Raw genomic sequence first — 18912 nt, 5'->3', positions numbered from 1 at the left:
GTCCCGGCACGTGGCCGGCGGCGTCCTGCGCGGCGGCGCGGCCTCACAAATAGCGCGTCCTGATCCGGTAGCAGCGGGACCGGGCCCGCAACGCCTTCGCTCGTGCCACTGATCGCGCTCTTCGCCGCCTGGATTGACGCCATTGGTCGGCGCCTGCGACAGGCAGGATTGCCGCCCGTCGGTCCGGCGGTGAGACCCCGCCTGGCGGCGCTCCTATTGCTGGCGGCGCTGCTCATCGTGGTCGCCAGCGTGATCCGGGCGCGTCCGGACTCGGGCGCGCTGCCGCCGCTCGTGGGCGGCGAGCTCGAGCTGCGCGCACTGGATGTCGGTCAGGGCGACGCCCTACTCATGCGGCTGGACGACGCGACCATGCTGGTCGACGCGGGACCCGATGCGCGGACCGCCGGCGCGGCGATCGTGCCGCGGCTGCGGCGACTGGGCGTGGAGCGCCTCGACTACCTAATACTGACGCATGCCGACGGAGACCATATTGGCGGCGCGCCGACGGTCATGCGCGAGTTCGCCGTCGGGACCGTGGTGCACGCCGATGATGATCTGAGCCATCCGGTGATGCGCGAGGTGATCGACCTGGCCCGTGACGCCGGCGTGGTGGTTCAGCCGGTGAAGCGGGGCGACGCGCTGGCATGGCACCCACGGGTGGACCTGTCGGTGCTCAACCCGCCGGAACCGGGTCCGGACGCCGACAACGACCGGTCGGTCGTGCTGCATCTGGCCTATCGGACATCGGCGATGCTCTTGACGGGCGACATCGAAGCGTCTGCGGAGCAGGAACTCCTGGAGTCCGGGCTCCTGCAGCCTGCCGACGTGCTCAAAGTGCCGCACCACGGCTCCAATAGCTCGTCCACCGCTGCATTCCTGGAGGCCGTCGGCCCTCAGATCGCGGTGGTGTCAGCCGGACGCTACAACGCCTTCGACCACCCGCGGGATGGCGCTCTGCGTCGACTCCGTGCGCGTGGCGCGGAGGTCTTTCGCACCGACCTTGCCGGCGCCGTCATGATTCGCACCGATGGACGGGTTATCCAGGTGTTCCTCGAGCGGGCGTAGTGGTCGACCGGACGGATCCAGGGCTAGTGGGCCGTCCAGCCGCCGTCGACGGTGAGCACGGTGCCCGTGACGAAGGCCGCTTCGTCGCTGACGAGGTAGGCGGCGGCGGCCGCGATGTCCTCGGGCTCGGCCCAGAGGCGCTCCATCAGGCTCATGTCGCGCAGCACCTGGTCCCAGCCGTCGGGATTGCGGCGCTTTACGTCCTCCATCACCGGCGTATATACGGCGCCGGGCGCGAGGGCGTTGGCCCGGATGCCGGCGCGGCCGTAGTCCCGCGCGATGGTCTTCATCAGCATCTCAACGCCCGCCTTGGCGGTGCAGTAGGCCGACTGACGATCGAAGGCGACCGAGCCGCCGACCGATGAGGTTGCGAGGATCGATCCGCCGCCGGCTTGAATCATGTGTGGAATGACGTACTTGCAGCACAGGTAGACGCCGGTGAGGGTGACGCCGATGTGCCGGTCCCAGACCTCCTCCGAGGTCTCGGCCACGCCGAAGAGCTCGTCCAGGTAGGCGGCGTTGGCGAAGAGGATGTCGATGCGGCCGTGGGTGGCGAGAGTCTCCTCGACGAGTGCCTGCACGTTTTCGGTGTCGGAAACGTCGCAATGGATGAACGACGCTTCGCCGCCTTCTTGATCGATCAATTCGACGGTCCGCTCGCCTCCGGCTGTGTTGATATCGGCGATCACTACGTTGGCGCCTTCGCGGGCGAAGCGAATGGCGCTGGCGCGTCCGATGCCGGACGCCGCGCCGGTGACGATGGCTATCTTGCCCGCAAGCCGTGGGGTGACCATGTAATGATCCGATACGCATCAATGCAATGGTGGTGTAAATGATAGCATGTGGTCAGATTCGGCTTGAATATCAAGAGAAACGTTGGGGTGAATATACTTATAAAGCACAATTTAGATTCGTGTGAAGTGATTGGAAGCAGTCCGGAATTGATTGGCGACTCTATCGGTCTCCGGTCCGTAGATCACAATCACCCATATTGTCAGAATGCTAAACTCCGGCGCTGCAATCCTGTTGGGATCTTCATGCTCCGGCATTGCCGACCGGACAACGCATGCGATGCGTGCCGCTCAAAATCGTCTGATCGCAAGGGCCAGCGCCAGGTGGTTGACGCATGACGGCTGAGCGAGAAGTTCGGGCGATTGTCGTGCCTGGGCATCCCTCGGCCGAAATCCCGCTGACCGAAATCTCCGCCGCGACGCCGGGGCCGTTGATCAACATCGTCGGCGGCCTTGCCGGCACGGCGTATCCGGGCATCTCGGCGTGCCGCATGTTGGCCAAGCGCTTGCCTGGGCTTCTGACCAGGGGACGCGTGCGCATCGTGCCGGTTGTGGATGTGACGGGGTTCTATGGACGGGCCGCCCGTTTCTGCCCGCTGGATGGCCGCGCAGTGGCCGGGGCTTTCGCCGCCGCCGAGAGAGCGGGGAAGCCGTCGGCGAGCGACCGTATCGCCCAGGCCGTGACCGAAGCCCTGGCGGACGCCGACGTTCACATCGACGTTCGCGGCGGCGAGCTGACCGAGCTGCACGCCCACTGGGCCGCCGTTCCGCCAGCGGCTTCGCAGTTCGAGTCCCTGGCCCTGGCCGTGGCTTCCGGAGTCGAGATGCGCGTTGCCGTGGATCCGAATGACCCGACGGCAATCGAATTGGGTGCCGCCGGTCACATGGCGACTCGAGGCCGCGCGGCGCTCATCGTTACGGGCGGCGGCGGCGTAAGCGACGTCGTCGGCGACGCCCAGGTCCTATTGGACGACCTGCTGCGCGTGCTGGATGCCCTGGATGTGATCGACGGAGTCGTGACGGACCGCGCGGTGCCGCTGCGTGTCGTCGGTCCGGAGATCTGGAGCCACGTGGTCGACTCCCCGGGGCTATGGGTGCCGGCAACCAGTCCGGGGGCGAAAGTAGCCGCCGGTGAAACGCTTGGTCAAATCTGGGATTACTTCGGCGAGCCAGTCCAAGAGGTGACCGCGCCATTCGACGGCGCGGTCCTAGCGGTTACCACCAGCATGGCCGTCAATGTCGAGCCCGACCCTGACGGCGATCCATGGTTCGCGCGCACGGTCACGGTGGCGGAGGCAGGTCGAGATGACCGCGACGCTTGACCTCGTCGCCGCGCGGGCGGCGGCCTGGGAGGCCTTCGACCGGCGCCATGACGAACACGTCGCCAGCCTCCAGCAGTTTGTGCGCATTCCCAGCCCGCGCGGGGAGGAGCTGGCGGCGCAGCAGTGGATGGCGCGCCGCATGCGAGACCTCGGGCTGGACGTGGAGATGATCGAATGCGACCCCGACGCGCTGGCCCGCTATCCCACCTGGAGCTCCACCGACTGGTCCTATGAGAACCGGCCGAACGTGGCGGGCCGCTGGCCCGGTGCCGGCGGCGGGCGGTCGCTGATCCTCAACGCGCACGTGGACACCACCTCCCCGGAGCCGGTGGAGCTGTGGAGCCGCGACCCCTGGGGCGGCGAAATCGACGGCAATCGCCTCTATGCGCGCGGCGCCCAGGACGACAAGGCCGGCTGCTGCGAGATGTTGTTCGTGGTGCAGGCGCTGCAGGACGCGGGCCTGCGTCTGAAGGGCGACCTCATTCTCGAGACCACCATCGACGAGGAGTGTTCCGGCAACGGTTCGCTGGCGCTGGTCGCGGCGGGATACGAGGCCGACGGCGTGCTGATGCTGGACGGCACCGGACTGGGTCGAGCGATCGTGGCCCACCCCGGTCACGTGGCCTTCCGCGTCACGATCCACGGCAAGCCGGTGCCGTACATCTCGGCCACCCACGGTGTGAACGCCATCGAGAAAGCGTGGGTGGTGATCCGGGCGCTGCGCGAGCTCGAGGCGAAGAAGAACGAGAGCATCCCGCCGCGCTGGGCCGGCACCGACCAACCAATTCACTTCAACGTCTACGGCATCGCCGGCGGTGAGTGGGTCGGCACGGTTGCCGCTCGCTGCGTGCTGGACGCGGCGTTGGGCTTCATGCCGCCCGAGACCGTGGCCGACGCGCGGGCGGAGATCGAGGCGACCGTGGCCCAGGCCGCCGCGCAGGACGAATGGCTGCGGGATCATCCGCCGCAGGTCACGTTCCAAGGTCTGGCGTTGGAGCCGCTGGACATGGGGGACGACAACGCCGTGGTGAAGCATCTGGCCGAGGCGCATCAGATCACCACGGGGCAGCCGCTCGGGCCGGTGGCGATCACCGGCTTCTGCGACCTGCACCAGCACAGCCTGCGACGGCCAACGCCGGGCTGCCTCTTTGGTCCCGGCAGCGGCGGCGGGGCGCACTCGGTGGATGAGTTCTTCGACTTGAACGATCTGGCCCCGGTGACGAAGACGGCGATTGCCTTCGTCCTCGACTGGTGCGGGTGGGAGGCGGCATGAGCGCTCGCGGCGGGTCCAAGACTGCTCGGGTCGAGCGGTATGTCCACCATTCGGGCGAGGAGTTGGAGATCCCCGTAGGCACGGTCGTCGGGGCGCGGTCGGGCCCCAAGTTCGGCATCTCATCCGGCATGCACTCGGGCGAGTTTGCGGGCATGCGCGCCGCGATTCGTCTCTGGCGCGAGCTCGATCCGGCGACGCTGCGCGGCGAGGTCCGCATCATCCCCATCATGAGCACGCGGGCGTTCTTCGCCCGGTCGACGCAGCTATCCCCGGTCGACGAGCGCGAGCTGCATTTCCAGCCGGCGGGCCGGCCCGAGGGGAACTACTCCGAATTCCAGATCGACTGCGTCTTCAATCTGCTGCGCGACCTCGATTTTCACGTCGACATGCACGCGGGCGAATACGTGCAGGCGCTGGACCCGTGGGTGGCGTTCGCCGACCCGACGACGAACGAGCGCCTGCGGCGGGACACCTGGCGGCTGGCCGGTTCCATGCCGGTGCCCTACCTGGACCCGCGCCAGGCCGACATCCAGGACAAGTTCTCCGAATTGGACCAGGGGTTGCCGTTCACGCTGCTGCGCGAGGGCGTCGCGAACGTCTGGACGGAGATCGGTCAGAACGGCGTCCAGGATCCGGCGGAGATCGAGCTTCAGTACCAGTCGCTAGCGAATGCCCTGAAGCGCTTCGACATGATCGACGGCGAGCCCGTGGAGGTTCCGCCGCAGGCGATCCTCGGTCCTCGGCGGTGGAGCATGGAATCGCTGGAGAGCGGCTATTGGCAGTCGGAAGTCAGCATCGGTCAGAAGGTGAGCAAGGGCCAGCGGGTGGGCGTGCTTGAAGACCTGGCCGGCAACCACATCAAGACCTATACGGCGCCGGAAGACGCGGTGGTCCAGTACTTCTGGACGAGCCCGGCGATCAACGCCGAGCGCGTGCCGCGCGGATACCCCTGGCACCGCGGCCTGATCCGCCTATCCGAGCTGCGCCCCGACGCCCACCGCGACCCGCGTTTGGAGTTGGCTCGCTGAGGGCGGACGACTAGGTTCCGCCGGCTGGTCGACTCAGGCCGAAACCTCGTCGTCCGGGAGGTTGGGCGCGAGGAAGCACATCATCAGCAGCGGGGCGTCGCCGACGACGCGGAGCGAATGCCGGTAGCCGCGGGGGGCGTAGAGCACCGAACCGGGGCTCGCCTCGAGCGGCGGCTCGTCGTCGAAGGTGAACTCGGCGCAGCCCTCGTGCACGACGAAGACCTCTTCGCAGTCGGGGTGGTAGTGCGCGGCCTGGGCGGTTCCCGGCGGCCAGTGCAGCAGCACGCTGCGGTGCTCGGTAGTGGCGCTGATGCGTTCGCGCCAGGTGCCCGAGCCGTTGCGCTGCTTGATGGCGGCGATGGCGTCGTGCGTCAGGTTATTGGCGGTTGTTGGGTCGACGAATGGCATTGGGTGATCTCCTTGTCGAGAATTCTGCCAGCACCACTGACGGGCGGGTCTGAGACCCGCCCCTACATCTAGTCCTCAGCGCGCCCCAGGTTCGCCCGGACTGGATTCCGACTTCCGCCGGAATGACGGTAGTTGACGAAGGACTCCTCTCCTAGAAGCCTAGCGGTACTCGCGCAGGTAGTCGGCGTGGGCGTCCAGCAGCTCGCGGCCCATGGCGAGGCCGACGTCAACGTCCACGATTGTGCGGTCGGCGAGGAGCGCCAGCAGGGCGAGCTCGCGGTCGCGCTGGATGATGGCGTCGGCGAGGAGTTCCAGTTGGTCGATCCAGGGACGCAGCGTCCCGGCGACGGCTTCAGGGAGCGCGCCCACCGGCTCGCGGGCCATGCCGCTCGCGTCGAACCAGGCCGGCACCTCGACGTTGGCCCACGGTGCGAGATTGCTGACGGCGCCCTCGTTGGGAATGTTGACGTGGTAGCTGCCGCCGCGGCCGGCCGCCAAGGCCGCGATCAGCTTGACGGCCTTTTCGCTGGTGGCCTTGAACAGCGAGTCGGGCAGCGGCGCCGATCCGCCGGCAATCTCCGTGAACCGCTGCTGAACCTCGGCCCCGCGATCGAAGTACTCGTCCATGTCGAAGCTGAACAGCCCGCGCGGCAGCTTGCCGTCGTCGCCTGGGCGCGAATACCAGGGGAAGAACTCGCTGACATGGCGATCGCCGGGTGAGGGGAAGAAGCCGTACAGCTCCATCAGGTCCCAGCTCACGTCCAGCCGCTCGCTCGCGGGCGGGCGCTGGGCGGCCTTGAGCGTGGGGTAAAGGTCCGTGCCGTTGTGGCGCAGATCGAGAATCCATTGCAGGTGGTTGATGCCGGCGGCGCGCGCGGAGAGGTCGTGCTGGGGAAGGTCGAGAACCTGCGCCAGCCGCCGCGTGGTGCCTTCGATGCCGTGGCACAGGCCCACGACCTTGAGGTCCGACGTCTTGGCCAGCGTGCGGCAGATGGCGCACATGGGATTGGTGTAGTTGAAGAGCCAGGCGTCGGGGCACAGGTCTTCCATGTCCTCGGCGATCGCCTGGAACACCGGCACGGTGCGCAGGGCCCGCGACCACCCGCCGGGACCGACGGTGTCGCCCGTGGTGAGGACCATGCCGTGCTTCTCGGCGATGTCGAGGTCGATGGTCCACAGGCGTCGGTGGTCCAGCGCGATGGCGACAATCACGTAGTCCGCGCCGTCTAGCAAGTCGCGGCGGTCGGTCGACGAATCGACCCGGTAGGGCATATCCCGCTCGGCGACCATGCGCTGGATGACGCGCGTGGTGACGTTGAGCGTGTCCGCGTCGACGTCGCAGAGGGCGACAGTGCTTCCGGCCAGGTCTTCGCGGGCGTGCCAGAGGTCAGCCACGATGCTTGGGGCGAAGACGCGGCTGGCCCCGATGACGACGATCTTGACGGCTGCCACGGCTCGATCCGCCGGTCTAGCGCGTGGGCGGCTTCGGCGAGCCCCCGCGCGTCACTGCACCAACCGCCCGCCGTCGACCACCAGGGTGGCGGCAGTGATCCAATTGGCGAGGTCGCTGGCCAGAAACACCGCCGCGCCGGCCACGTCGGGCGGCAGCCCGAAGTCGGGTATCGGCGCCCCGCTCCAGCGCACTGCCTGCTGGCCCGCTGGGGCTGCCTTGCCCGTCATGTTGGTGTAGACGGGGCCGGGGGCAATGCAGTTCGCGGTGATGCCATGCTTTCCCAGGTCCTCGGCGATTGACCTGGTGAAGCCCTCGACCCCGGCCTTGGAGGCCGCGTAGCTCACCTGGCCGGGGCATCCCTGGTGCGCGCACAGCGACGAGATGTTGACGATGCGGCCGCCGGCGCCGCGGGCCGTCATGCGCGTGGCCGCGGCTTGCGTGCAAAGAAAGAGCCCCGTCAGGTTGACCGCGAGCGTGTGATTCCAGTCCTCGAGCGTGATCTCGTGCCAGTGCCCTCGGCGCAGGATGCCGGCGTTGTTGCACAGGATGTCGATGGGGCCGAGCTCGGCCTCGGTGCGCTCCACCATATGCTCGATGTCGCTGGGGATCGACACGTCGCAGTCGATGGCGATGGCTGTTCCGCCGTCCGCTCGGATTCCGTCCGCGACCTGCTCGACGGCGCTGCCGCCGGCGACGGCCACGCGGCAGCCATGCTCGGCATACGCCAGCGCGATGGCGCGTCCGATGCCGTGCAAGCCACCGGCGCCGGTGACGATGGCGACTCGATCTTGCAGCAAGCCCACGCGCGTCACTCGGGAAAGTGGCAAGCGACCTGAGCGCCGTCCAGGGACTCAAGCTTCGGCACGTCGGTGCGGCAGATATCGGCGGCCTTCCAGCAGCGCGTGTGGAAGGGGCATCCAGGCGGAATGTTGGCGGCGCTGGCCGGTTCACCGGACAGGCGGATTCGCTCGCCGGCGGCTGTCTTGACTCGGGGCACCGCCGAGAGCAGGGCGGTGGTGTAGGGATGCCGCGGGCGCTGAAACAGCCTGCGAGTTTCCCCTTCTTCCACGATCTTGCCGAGGTACATCACCGCCACCCGGTTGCACAGTTGCTGGACCACGGCCAGGTCGTGGGAAATGAAGATGACGCTCAGGCGCCGCCGGTCACGGATGTGCCGCAGCAGGTCCAGGATCTGCGCCTGCACGGATACGTCCAACGACGACAACGGCTCGTCGGCGACCAGCAACTCGCTTTCCACCGACAGGGCTCGCGCGATGGCCACGCGCTGCTGCTGTCCGCCGCTCACCTGCATCGGGAAGCGCGCGCCGAACTCGATCGGTAGCCCGACTTCCTGCAGCAAATCGTTGACGCGCTCGTCAATCGCGTCGTCGGGGACGATCTCGTGAATCTTCAGCGGCTCGGCAATGGCGTCGCGGATGCGCTTTCGCGGATTGAGCGATCCCAACGGGTCCTGAAAGACCATTTGAGCATTCCTCGCCACGTCGAGGCGTTCATTTCCACCGGAAGACGACGCCTTGCGTGCGCTGAAGATGACGCTGCCGCTGGTGGGCTGCTCCAGTCCGACGATCAGGCGTCCCAGCGTGGTCTTGCCGCAGCCCGACTCGCCGACCAGGCCCAGCGTTTCCTCGGCGTCGAGGCTGAGGTCGACCCCGCCAACCGCGAGCAGTGACCGCCGCCGTTCCATGAGTTTTGTGCGGGGCAGGCTGAACGCCTTGACCAGCCCTTCGCATTGCAGCAGTGGGGCAACGGTGTCGCTCATGAGGCCGCCTCATAGAGGTGGCAGCGCACGGCGTGTCCGACGGCTACCTCGCGCAGCAGTGGGTTTTCGACCGGACAGCGCTCGAAGCGCTGACTGCACCGCGGCTCGAACTCGCAGCCCGGCCACTCCCGGGTGATGTCGGGCGGGAACCCTTCGAGCGGATCGATGATCTGGTCGGGCTGATCGAGGTCTGGGACTGACCCGAGCAGCGCCTGGGTGTAGGGATGCTTTGGATCGTCGAAGACCACCGGCGTTTCGCCGCTCTCGGCGATCTTTCCGCCGTACATCACGATGGTGCGGGCGCAGCTTTCGGCCACCAGCGCCATGTTGTGGGTGATGTGCAGCACGGCCATGCCGAACTCCTGGTTCAGCTCGGCCAGCAGGTCGATGATCTGCGCCTGGATGGTGACGTCCAACGCCGTCGTCGGCTCGTCGGCGATGAGCAACTTGGGCCGGTTGGCCAGCGCCATGGCGATGACAACCCGCTGCGCCATGCCGCCGCTGAACTGATGGGGGAATTGCGGCAACCGCTGCTCGGGATCGGGAATCCCGACGCGCTCGAGCAGGCCGACGGCTTGTTGGTACGCCTCGCGGCGGCCGACACGCTGGTGGGTGCGGATGGCCTCGACGAGCTGACGCCCGACGCTGAACACCGGGTTCAGGGCGCCAATGGGATTCTGAAAGATCATGGCGATCTCATGACCCCGGACGCGGCGAAGCTGGCCGCCGGACATCCTGCGCATGTCGCGACCATCGAAGGTGATGGTGCCGTTCACCACCCGTCCCGGGGTGTCAACCAGCCCCAGAATGGACATTGCGGTTACCGACTTGCCGCAGCCGGATTCGCCGACGAGACCCACGATCTCTCCGGGATAGATGCTGAAGCTCACGCCGTTGACGGCGCGCACCGTCGCCGTCTTGGTGAAGAAGTGCGTGTGCAGGTCCTTCACGGCGAGCACCGGTTCCGTCGCGGCGGTGACGCTCATCCTAAAGCTGGCTTTCGCGCGGGCTGAGGATCTTCTGGACCTCGTCGCCGAGGATGTTGAAGCAGATCGCCAGAATAGAGATTAGGATCGTCGGGCCCAGGATCACCGCGGGCTGCTCATAGAGCGCGCGCAGGCCGTCCGACATGATGGTTCCCCAGTCGGGGTCGGGCGGCTGGAGACCCATGCCGATCAGGCTGAAGCCGGCGGTGAAAATGAAGAAGCTCGTGGCATTCAGGGCCGTCACCGTGATGATCAGCGGCATCACGTTCGGCAGCACTTCTCGGAACATGATTCGCAGATTGTTGTACCCAAGCAGGCGCGCAGCCTCGACGTATTTGGCGTTTCTCACGGTTAGCACTTGGCCGCGGAAGAATCGAATGTTGAGTGGCACGGACGACAGGATGACGGCAACCGCCATGTTGATGACCGACGGTCCGAGCACGGTAAGGATGAGGAGCGCCAGCAGCAGGCCCGGAAACGCAAGCCCGATGTCGACCAGGCGCATGATCACGCCGTCCACACGCCCGCCGAGATATCCGGCGAGCAGGCCGAAGAAGACCGAAATCAGCACGACCGCGACATTGGCGAAAATGCCAATCAGCAATGAGACGCGGCTGCCCCATATGAGCCGGGAGACGATGTCGCGGCCGAGGCTATCGGCCCCGAGAACGTAGTGCTTGCGTACCGGAGGCTCATAGCGCTCAACGACGCTTGAGGGGAACAGGTCTGGGTTTCGTTCCGCGTGTACGACGTCGTTGCCCTGGCGATCAGTCCCCAAGATATAGGCTTCGGATAGCGGTGGAAGATAGCGAACGGATAGATTGGCTCGATTCGGATCGGTGATGGGCAGCAACGGTGCGATGAGGGCGATGATGATGAGGAGGAGAATGGGAATGAGCGATGCGCTCAAGACCGGATGATCACGCAGAAATGTGGCAGTCCGCCTTAAGCGTTGCCCGGCGGGTTTATTCGGTGATAGCGCGCTATGCATAGCGTACACGCGGGTCGACGATGGCGTAGAGAATATCGACTGCTAGGTTAAGGACGATATACAGCGAAGCGATCAAGATTGTTGCGCCCATGACGACCGGAACATCACGATTTACCGTAGACTCGACGAGAAGTAAGCCGATGCCGGGCCAGGCGAAGATGTATTCCAGGATGAACGATCCCGTCAGCAGAGATCCGAACAGCAGTCCGGCGCTTGTCAGGAGCGGGACAAGGGTTGTGCGAAGGCCATGCACAAAGTAGACGCGCCAGAGCGGTAGGCCTTTGGCGTGGGCCATTCGAATATAGTCTTCACGCAATACCTCGATCATGGTGTTTCGCGCCAGCCGCCAATTCCCGCCGACCGAGGCCAGCGCCAGCCCGATAGTCGGCAGGATGAGGTGCTTGGCGAGGTCAATGACGTCGTCGCCTTCCCGGGGATTGGATACACCGCTGGTGGGCAGCCATCCGAGGGAGATGCCGAAGATGAGCACCATGAATACCGCGACGGCGAATCCGGGGATGCTGATCATCAAGACCGGAGCCTGAGCCAGGAAACGCGTGATGGCCTGAGGCCAGGCGCGGTTGTGGACGACCGCGGAAAGGACGCCCATCGTCCACCCGACCACGATCACGAGAGCGACCGAGGCGGTGGCGACGCTGAACGTGTTTCGCATCCCCCGGAAGAGCAGGTCGGAAACGCGTTCACCCCGCCGAATCGACTCGCCCATATCGCCTTGAAACATAAGGCTGAGCCAGGTCCAATACTGCACCGGCAATGGGTCATTGAGGCCATACTTGTCCCGCATGGCGTTTACTAATTCTGGATTCGCTATGTCCGCTTGCTGCAGGAAGATCGCGACAGGGTCGCCCGGCAAGGCCTTGCTCATCCCGAACACGATGAGGCTCACCGCGATGAGCAGCGGGATGACTGACAGAAGACGGCGCGCGATGTATCGGGTCATGATGGGGAGGCCGGTCCGTGGCGAGGCGGGGAAGCGGGGACCCGCGCCTGCGGTCCGTTAAGACCGCGAGCGCGAATCCCCGCCACCAAGGCAACTCCTAAACGGGCGCCACCTTGTACAGCCACGGGTAGCTGTACTGGGTCGCGCCGGAGGTCACGTTGGTGACTTTCTCTTCCCGCCAGGCCGCACCGAGCGTGGATACCGTGGACGGAATCCAGGGGACCTGATCGGCGGCGATCTCCTGCATCCGGTGCACCTTCGACGTCCGGTTGTCGGCGTCGGCCTCGACCAGGATGTCCTGGTAGAGCTGGTTCATCTCAGCGTTGTCCATGTAGCTGAGGGCAAAGAAATCGCCCGCCGTCCAACGCTGATAGGCGAAGGCCGGGTCGCCCAGGAACACGCCGACACCCCAACCGCCCACGTTCAGGTTCTGCTGGGCGAAGGGGCCGCTGTCGAAGTCGGCGCGGATCGCGGGATCCCAGGCGTCGAGCTCCACGGAGAATCCAAGATCGTTCAAGCCCTGCATCCAGAACGTCTCGCGGTCCGGCGGCGCGCCCGGGTCGCCAGAGTACTGGATCTTGAACTCGGCCCGCATGTCGCCATTGGCCCACACACCGTCGCCGCCCATGGAGAAGCCGGCGTCCTGCATCAACGACGCGACTTGCGCCGGGTCGTAGTCCAGCTCCGCCGCGTCGTTCAGATACGGCGAGCCGGGGAACCAGAACCTGCCCCACGGCAGCACGGTTGGGCCGGCGGTGGCCTCGTAGAAGCTGACGCGGTCGAACGATCGCGCCACGGCCTGGCGCACCCGGTTGTCCTGGAACAGCGGGAACGTGTGGTTGATGTAGAAGTACCCCAGCACGAAGTTGGAGAACCACTTGGCGCCGATTCCGGGGGTGCGAAACAGATCATTGCGCCGCGTGGCCGGCGTGTACAGCGCCACGTCGACCTCGCCGGCCAGCAGCGCGTTCACCCGCGCGTCGGCCCCTGCCTGCCCGCCCGGGAAGAGGCGGAAGATCAGCTCGTCGAAGTCGGGCTTGGGGCCCCACCAGTTCTCGTTGCGCACCATGCGCACCAGCTCGGCCGGTCTCAGCTCCACGGGGATGTAGGGCCCCGTGCCGACGTACTTGTCCACATCGGTGGAGTACTCGCGGTTGCCATGCTCCATCACGCTCGGCGGATGGGCCATGTACGAGCTGTCCAACGCACCGAACTTCTCCGCCGCCAGCGCGTCGGGCTGCGTCAGGTTTACGCGCACCGTGCGGCCGTCGAGCACCTCGGTGTCGCCGTAGAACGGCTGCGCGAACCCGTTGTAGTAGAACGTGCCCTCGGCGTGGTACGGGTCGTCGTCCCGGAAGATCCGGTTGAAGTTGAAGACCACGTCTTCCGGCGTGAACGGGTCGCCGTTGTGCCAGGTGACGCCTTCACGCAGGGTGAAGGTGACCGACGTGGCGTCGGGCGCGACCTCCCAGCTCTCGGCCAGGCGGGGCTTCAGCGTCTGGGTCTGATAGTCGTAGAGCAGCAAGCTCTCCGAGGTGCAGAAGGCGTGGATCTTGGTCTGGAACTCATAGACCTGCGATCCGTCGAGATCGTCGACCCGCGCCGTCACCGGAAGCCCGATGACGAGGCTGTCGGCCTTCGGGTTCTCGACCATGACCTCGACGACCTTCTCCTGCGTCACGACCTTCTCGACCTCGACCTCGACGATCTTCTCCTGGGTTACGACCTTCTCGACCTCGACCTCTTTGACCTCGACGACCGGAACTTCCTTGATGACTTCCTTGGTGACGACCGTCTCGACCGGAACTTCCTTGACGACTTCCTTGGTGACGACCGTCTCGACCGGAACTTCCTTGACGACTTCCTTGACCTCGGTGACGGTGACCGTCACGGTCTTTTCGACGACCTCAGCCTCGCCACACGCCGCGAGCGCGGCAGCGCCAACGCCGCCAGCGACGGCGGCGGCTCCGCTCCGCAGAATCATCCGGCGGCTGAGGGCCTTCGATAGTGCTCGTTTTCCTGTCACAAACATCCTCCCCGTCTCAGATCAGCCCATGTCCAGGAACGTCCTAGCGGGATGATCTTGACTGTGTGTCCTTCAACTACCTGGTGCTAAGTACGGCCCTCCTATTCGCTGCTTGCTCGGCTTGAATTGGTTGATCGCTGGTATGGGTGGCGACGACGTCCGCCATGCGGCGTCCGGCTTCGCGAAGGACTTCCGGAGACGCGCCGAATGCCATGCGCACGTGCCGGTCCGACCGGCAGAAGTGCCCCGCGGTGGTCGGGATGCCGGTCTCCAGCAGGGCCGCCGAGGCCTGCGTCGATGAGTCGAACGCCCCGGACACGTTGATGAACACGAATGGCCCTCCGGCCGGCTTCAGGGCGTGCAGCGGACGATCGGACGATACGAATGGATGAATCACGTCGCGGAGTTGTTGGAATTCGCGAGCCATGCTGTCCCCGGGATACACCGGATGGCGCATCGCGGCCGCAGCTCCGGCTTGTGCGACGTGGTTGCCGTGAAGCTGTTCCCATTCGAGCGCCTTGGTGCTCGCGTCGATGATGCTTCGGGGGCCGACAATATAGCCCACCCGCCACGCCGGCATCGCGAAACTCTTGGTGAAGCTGCGAATCAGCACGGTGCGCGAGGCGGCGTTTCCGATGCTCGCGCAACTCACATGCCGGCGTCCGTCGTAGACCATGGTGTCGTAGGACTCGTCGGACACGATCAGCAGGTCGCGGCGCTCGGCCAGGTCGGCAATGGCGCGCAGCGTGCCCTCCTCCAGCACCACGCCCGTGGGATTTACCGGGGTGTTGACCACGATGGCCACCGAGCGCGGGGTGACGGCGGCGGCGATCCGCTCGATGTCCCAGGCGTAGTCTCCGGCCTCGTCCATGGCCACGTGCACTGGGCGACCGCCGGCCATTTCGACGCAGCCGCCGAAGAAGTAGCAGGGCGCCGGAATGATGACCTCGTCGCCGGGGTCGAGGATCGCCCGAAACACGAGGTTGAGGGCCTGCATGGAGCCGTTGGTGATGAGCACCTCGGCCTCGGGGTCCACGGGCTGGCCAATCTCGGCGCCGATGCCCTCCGCCACGACCTCACGGAGCTCGGACAGGCCGCGCGAAGGGGCCTCGCGGTTGAGGCGGATTTCGCGCGCCACGGCCTCGATTGCCTCCGGGGATGGAGGCCGCTCGGCGTAGGGCATCAGCGGCAGCACGTCGATTCCCCGACGGCGGGCGGCCTTCACCTGCGTGGCGAGCAGCCGCGACCCTACGGGGGGCATGGCCCCAATGTGATGCGCAATCTTCAACGGCGCCGCCTGCACCGGAAATTGGGTGGGCGCGAGGCTACCACGCAGCGCCATTTCGGCTCGACTTGGGGCGGCGCAGGGAGTCGCTCGGTGTGGCGGTATCGTTGGGCGGCGGTTATAGAGTCAGACAGATCGGGAAACGAACAATTGCGTACAAAGATTTCGGCCGGGCATGCCCTGCACGAGCGCGCGCTGGTAGTGCTGGCGCACGACCACATGGTGCGGGCGGAGGACTTGCGGCGGGATATTGCCGGCGGCGTGACGGCCAAGGTGGTGCAGGCGACGGTGTCGGGGCGCGCCTTCTCGGACAGCCGAGCCGAGTTCGAGCGCTCGCTCTACAGCAGCGAGGGCTTCATGCGCGACGCCATGGAGGCCTACGACGAGATCTTCGCCACCATCGAGACCATGCCCGACGAGGTCTTCGTGGTGCGCCGCGCGGCCGACATCCTGGAGGCCAAGCGCACCGGCCGCCTGGGCCTCATCCTGGGCGCGGAAGGCGCGAAGCTGCTCGAGGGCAGTCTGGCGGCACTTCGGGTTTTCCACCGCCTCGGTATGCGCCACTTGCAGCTCCACTGGGCCACCCGCAACCAGGTGGGAACGGCGCAGTCGGACACCGACGAACCCGGCCTGACGGAGTTTGGCCGCGAGGTCGTGGCCGAAGTGAACGCGCTGGGGATGCTGCTCGACGTGTCGCACTCATCGGTCGCCACGATTGCCGACGTGCTGGCCATCACCGATCGGCCCGTCATCAACTCCCACACCGGCGCCCGTGAGCTCAACCCCAGGAGCACCCAGCTGCTCTGGGACGATCAGATCAAGGACCTGGCCGACAACGGCGGCGTGGCGGCCGTCCACTTCTGCTCGCGGGTGCTGCTCGACAGTGGCCACGCCACCATCGACGACGTGCTGACGCACATCGACTACCTGGTTGACGCGGGCGGGATTGAGAGCGTCGGCCTCGGTCCCGACTACCTCCTGGACGGCACCCAGCGGACCCGCAACGTGAGCTTCAATCAACGGATTGCCGAGGACGACTTCACCTGGGCCAAGGACTTCGAGGACACCAGCACGCTGCCGAACGTGACGGTGGCGTTGCTCGAGCGTGGCTACACGGAGGACGAAACGCTCAAGATCCTGGGCGGCAACATGCTCCGGGTGATCGAGGCGTCGCTGCCTTGACCGGATACGTCGGGGGCCGGGTTCTGCTCGGTACCTAGAGTCCGAAGAATCGCTGCGCGTTCTGCCCCAGGATCTTGTCCACCCCGTCCTGGTTGAGGAACGGCGCCTCGCGGATGGCGCGGATGAGGTTCTCGTAGGGCTGCACGCCCAGGTAGGGCCAATCCGTGCCCCAGTGAATGCGGTCGGTTCCGATTCCTTGCACCAGGATTTCAAGGATTGTTAGCGCGCTCAGGTACGGATAGGGCTCGTCGGCGCCGATCACGTGCTGATACGCCCCCAGATCGCAGTGAAGATTCGGGTAGGCCAGCATGAACTCGATGACTTCATCGAGCAGGTGATAGCGCAATGGCGCTGATGGATTCTCGCGGTCCCGCAGCGCGGGCGTGCCGTAGTGGGCCAACTGGATCCCGACATCCGGGAAATCGGCCACAAGCTCGCCGAAGCCTTTCACGTACTCCGTGAACGAGGCGTACTTGCCGAGGACGCTGGGCGCGAACCAGGGGAAGTGGGCGTACCACCACGAGATGTCGATGATGCAGGGCTTGCCGCGGTCGCGCAGCAGCTCGAAGATTGGCCGCCAGCGCGGATCGCCCATCTCGGTATCGACGAAGAGCGGCAGCAGCTTGAGGCCGGCTGCGCCGAGGTCCAGGTCCGCGGCCGCTCGCTCCACGTATCCGGGCACCCGCGGGTCGATCGAGTCTGAAATCCACACGAACCGGTCCGGATGTTGCCGCCACATCCGCACGAAGTATTCCTTGGTCAGGTAGTGCTGGAAGACGGCGAGCTTGTGGTCGCGCTCGTCGGCTGGATAGTGCGCCATGACGTCGACCGGCGTGTAGCTGATGAGGAAGGCCTTGTCGATGCCGGCCCGGTCCATTTGCTCGATGAGGTCCGGTGCGCTCGCGCCCCAGCGGTTGCCCGGCCAGAGCGGGAAGTTCTCGCTCGCGCCGCCAACCGAGCGGTCGAAGATGTGGGTGTGCGCGTCAATGATCATGGGTGCTTCCTGACTCGGTGGACGGAGGACGGCGGGATCGGCCCTGGCACTTACTGCAGGTAGCCGAGGTAGTCGGTCTGCGAGTCGAGCATTTCGTCGACCATTCGCTCGACTTCGGCCGGGGTGAGGATGGCGGCCGTCAGCGGGTCCAGCAGCACGGCTTGCATGGCCATGCGGCGGTCGCCGGCGAGGCCCGCCGTCACGCACATCTCCTGCACGCTGATATTCGAGAGATTCAGCGCGGCAAGCTGCGTCGGCAGGTCGCCCACGTGGCAGGGCTGCACGCCGGTCTTGTCCACCAGGCAGGGAACTTCAACACAGGCGCCCGCAGGCAAGTTGGTGATGAGCCCGGTGTTCTCCACGTTGGCATTCACGCGGAGCGTCGTGTCGGTCTCGATGGCGTGAATGATCTGCACGCCGTACTCGTGGCTGCGGGAGAGATCCAGCGGCTCCGTCGAGGCCAGCTGCTTTCTGACCTTCTCCTGTGACGCCTCGCGATCGATGGGCCAGAAGTTCGGATAGTCCCACTTCTCCGGTAGGTACTTCGTGATCAGATCGGCGTTCTTGCGGTAGTAGGGGATGTATTCCGACATGTGGTTGCTGGACTCGGTGACGAAGTAGTCGAAGTGCTTGAAGAGGTCGAATCGAATCGGGTCTTGCGCCACGATGTCCGGGTCTTCGCTCGCCTGCCAAATGAGCGGGTAGGCGTCTTGGTCCTGGTGCTCGAATCGCAGAAACCACGCCATGTGGTTGATTCCCGCGACCCAGTAGGTCACCTCGTCGGCGGGGATGTTGCAGTACCCGGCCAGCTGCCGGGCGGTGCCCTGCACGCTGTGGCAGAGGCCGATGGTCTCGATGTCGGTGGCGGCGTTCATGGCCCAGCAGTTGATGGCCATCGGGTTGGCGTAGTTGAGCAGCAGCGCGTCGGGGCAGACTTCCTCCATCTCGTCGGCAAGCTCCAGCAGAAACGGAATGGTCCGCAGGCCGCGGAAGACCCCGCCGGGACCCAGCGTGTCGCCGACCGTCTGGTCGATGCCGAATCGGGCGGGAACCTGGATGTCGATTTCGAAGGGCGCCACGCCGCCGATCATCACCATCACGATCACGTAGTCCGCGTCCTCCAGCGCCTCGCGCCTGGTCGCCGGGGCTTCGATGCGCATGCCGGCGCCGAGCTGCTCGACGGCCCGCTCGGCGTGCGCCCGCGTGGTGGCCAGCCGCCGCTGATCGACATCGACGAGCGTGATGGTCGAGTCGGCCAGTTCCGGATAGGTCAGCATGTCGCCGATAAGGCGTGTGGCGAAGACGGTGCTGCCGGCGCCGATCATGGCCACCTTGGGCATGGTGCGGCCTTCCTCGCGCGAGTGGGG

17 protein-coding genes are annotated in these 18912 nt (G+C 66.0%); 5 read left to right on the top strand and 12 right to left on the bottom strand.

Annotation, left to right across the window (positions count from 1 at the left end; all coding sequences use genetic code 11):
* Positions 1 to 102: 102 nt before the first annotated feature.
* On the top strand, positions 103 to 1065 hold the full coding sequence (locus OXG33_02315; GenBank protein MCY4112760.1) for a ComEC/Rec2 family competence protein: 963 nt from the start codon (positions 103 to 105) through the stop codon (positions 1063 to 1065).
* Between the two features lie 23 nt (positions 1066 to 1088).
* Here OXG33_02315 and OXG33_02310 read toward each other — a convergent pair whose 3' ends face one another.
* On the bottom strand, positions 1089 to 1859 hold the full coding sequence (locus OXG33_02310) for an SDR family oxidoreductase (protein ID MCY4112759.1): 771 nt from the start codon (positions 1857 to 1859) through the stop codon (positions 1089 to 1091).
* Positions 1860 to 2191: 332 nt separating this feature from the next.
* On the opposite strand from OXG33_02310, the gene OXG33_02305 reads away from it, so the two are divergent.
* The 3 genes from OXG33_02305 to OXG33_02295 are packed head-to-tail and all read left to right on the top strand — an operon-like array spanning position 2192 to position 5479.
* On the top strand, positions 2192 to 3178 hold the full coding sequence (locus tag OXG33_02305) for a succinylglutamate desuccinylase/aspartoacylase family protein (protein MCY4112758.1): 987 nt from the start codon (positions 2192 to 2194) through the stop codon (positions 3176 to 3178).
* The gene (locus OXG33_02300; GenBank protein MCY4112757.1) at positions 3162 to 4451 is read left to right on the top strand and encodes an ArgE/DapE family deacylase; all 1290 of its coding nucleotides are present in this window, start codon (positions 3162 to 3164) and stop codon (positions 4449 to 4451) included. Before OXG33_02305 ends, OXG33_02300 begins: the two co-directional genes overlap by 17 nt.
* A complete protein-coding gene (locus OXG33_02295) occupies positions 4448 to 5479 on the top strand; it encodes a succinylglutamate desuccinylase/aspartoacylase family protein (GenBank protein MCY4112756.1) in 1032 nt (343 codons plus the stop codon). The genes OXG33_02300 and OXG33_02295 overlap by 4 nt, the downstream gene beginning before the upstream one ends.
* A 33-nt stretch (positions 5480 to 5512) precedes the next feature.
* Here OXG33_02295 and OXG33_02290 read toward each other — a convergent pair whose 3' ends face one another.
* The 9 genes from OXG33_02290 to OXG33_02250 all read right to left on the bottom strand — a co-directional run bounded on the left by OXG33_02290 (position 5513) and on the right by OXG33_02250 (position 15426).
* On the bottom strand, positions 5513 to 5887 hold the full coding sequence (locus tag OXG33_02290; protein MCY4112755.1) for a cupin domain-containing protein: 375 nt from the start codon (positions 5885 to 5887) through the stop codon (positions 5513 to 5515).
* 159 nt (positions 5888 to 6046) lie between these two features.
* Positions 6047 to 7339 carry a hypothetical protein gene (locus OXG33_02285; GenBank protein MCY4112754.1) on the bottom strand — a complete coding sequence of 431 codons (1293 nt, stop codon included), beginning with the start codon at positions 7337 to 7339 and terminating at the stop codon, positions 6047 to 6049.
* A gap of 51 nt (positions 7340 to 7390) precedes the next feature.
* Positions 7391 to 8137: a 3-oxoacyl-ACP reductase FabG gene (locus OXG33_02280; GenBank protein ID MCY4112753.1), complete on the bottom strand. Its 747-nt coding sequence runs from the start codon at positions 8135 to 8137 to the stop codon at positions 7391 to 7393.
* A gap of 11 nt (positions 8138 to 8148) precedes the next feature.
* Entirely contained in the window at positions 8149 to 9120 is a 972-nt protein-coding gene (locus tag OXG33_02275) for an ATP-binding cassette domain-containing protein (protein MCY4112752.1), read from the bottom strand.
* Entirely contained in the window at positions 9117 to 10106 is a 990-nt protein-coding gene (locus OXG33_02270) for an ABC transporter ATP-binding protein (GenBank protein MCY4112751.1), read from the bottom strand. Before OXG33_02270 ends, OXG33_02275 begins: the two co-directional genes overlap by 4 nt.
* A 1-nt stretch (position 10107) precedes the next feature.
* A complete protein-coding gene (locus OXG33_02265; protein ID MCY4112750.1) occupies positions 10108 to 11097 on the bottom strand; it encodes an ABC transporter permease in 990 nt (329 codons plus the stop codon).
* Positions 11090 to 12058, bottom strand: coding sequence for an ABC transporter permease (locus OXG33_02260; protein ID MCY4112749.1), 969 nt, complete (start codon positions 12056 to 12058; stop codon positions 11090 to 11092). Before OXG33_02260 ends, OXG33_02265 begins: the two co-directional genes overlap by 8 nt.
* A 97-nt stretch (positions 12059 to 12155) precedes the next feature.
* On the bottom strand, positions 12156 to 14084 hold the full coding sequence (locus tag OXG33_02255; GenBank protein MCY4112748.1) for an ABC transporter substrate-binding protein: 1929 nt from the start codon (positions 14082 to 14084) through the stop codon (positions 12156 to 12158).
* Positions 14085 to 14160: 76 nt separating this feature from the next.
* Positions 14161 to 15426 carry a pyridoxal phosphate-dependent aminotransferase gene (locus OXG33_02250; protein MCY4112747.1) on the bottom strand — a complete coding sequence of 422 codons (1266 nt, stop codon included), beginning with the start codon at positions 15424 to 15426 and terminating at the stop codon, positions 14161 to 14163.
* Positions 15427 to 15519: 93 nt separating this feature from the next.
* On the opposite strand from OXG33_02250, the gene OXG33_02245 reads away from it, so the two are divergent.
* Complete coding sequence (locus tag OXG33_02245) at positions 15520 to 16551, top strand: membrane dipeptidase (GenBank protein MCY4112746.1); 1032 nt, start codon at positions 15520 to 15522, stop codon at positions 16549 to 16551.
* A gap of 34 nt (positions 16552 to 16585) precedes the next feature.
* Here OXG33_02245 and OXG33_02240 read toward each other — a convergent pair whose 3' ends face one another.
* Both OXG33_02240 and OXG33_02235 read right to left on the bottom strand, forming a co-directional pair.
* Positions 16586 to 17545 carry an amidohydrolase family protein gene (locus OXG33_02240; GenBank protein MCY4112745.1) on the bottom strand — a complete coding sequence of 320 codons (960 nt, stop codon included), beginning with the start codon at positions 17543 to 17545 and terminating at the stop codon, positions 16586 to 16588.
* Between the two features lie 50 nt (positions 17546 to 17595).
* The gene (locus tag OXG33_02235; protein ID MCY4112744.1) at positions 17596 to 18885 is read right to left on the bottom strand and encodes an alpha-glucosidase/alpha-galactosidase; all 1290 of its coding nucleotides are present in this window, start codon (positions 18883 to 18885) and stop codon (positions 17596 to 17598) included.
* Positions 18886 to 18912: the final 27 nt, after the last annotated feature.

The sequence above is a fragment of the Chloroflexota bacterium genome, from assembly GCA_026708035.1.
Classification (GTDB): Bacteria; Chloroflexota; UBA11872; order UBA11872; family UBA11872; genus JAJECS01.
The sequence above is the reverse complement of the archived record's forward strand: the minus strand, read 5'-3'. Positions and strand labels throughout refer to the sequence as shown.

Bases quoted from the DNA above. Each gene is read 5' to 3' on its own strand.
- OXG33_02290 (MCY4112755.1), bottom strand. From the start codon at position 5,887: ATGCCATTCGTCGACCCAACAACCGCCAATAACCTGACGCACGACGCC.
- OXG33_02250 (MCY4112747.1), bottom strand. From the start codon at position 15,426: ATGGCGCTGCGTGGTAGCCTCGCGCCCACCCAATTTCCGGTGCAGGCG.
- OXG33_02265 (MCY4112750.1), bottom strand. From the start codon at position 11,097: ATGCATAGCGCGCTATCACCGAATAAACCCGCCGGGCAACGCTTAAGG.
- OXG33_02275 (MCY4112752.1), bottom strand. From the start codon at position 9,120: ATGAGCGACACCGTTGCCCCACTGCTGCAATGCGAAGGGCTGGTCAAG.
- OXG33_02260 (MCY4112749.1), bottom strand. From the start codon at position 12,058: ATGACCCGATACATCGCGCGCCGTCTTCTGTCAGTCATCCCGCTGCTC.
- OXG33_02235 (MCY4112744.1), bottom strand. From the start codon at position 18,885: ATGCCCAAGGTGGCCATGATCGGCGCCGGCAGCACCGTCTTCGCCACA.
- OXG33_02305 (MCY4112758.1), top strand. From the start codon at position 2,192: ATGACGGCTGAGCGAGAAGTTCGGGCGATTGTCGTGCCTGGGCATCCC.
- OXG33_02310 (MCY4112759.1), bottom strand. From the start codon at position 1,859: ATGGTCACCCCACGGCTTGCGGGCAAGATAGCCATCGTCACCGGCGCG.
- OXG33_02240 (MCY4112745.1), bottom strand. From the start codon at position 17,545: ATGATCATTGACGCGCACACCCACATCTTCGACCGCTCGGTTGGCGGC.
- OXG33_02270 (MCY4112751.1), bottom strand. From the start codon at position 10,106: ATGAGCGTCACCGCCGCGACGGAACCGGTGCTCGCCGTGAAGGACCTG.
- OXG33_02300 (MCY4112757.1), top strand. From the start codon at position 3,162: ATGACCGCGACGCTTGACCTCGTCGCCGCGCGGGCGGCGGCCTGGGAG.
- OXG33_02295 (MCY4112756.1), top strand. From the start codon at position 4,448: ATGAGCGCTCGCGGCGGGTCCAAGACTGCTCGGGTCGAGCGGTATGTC.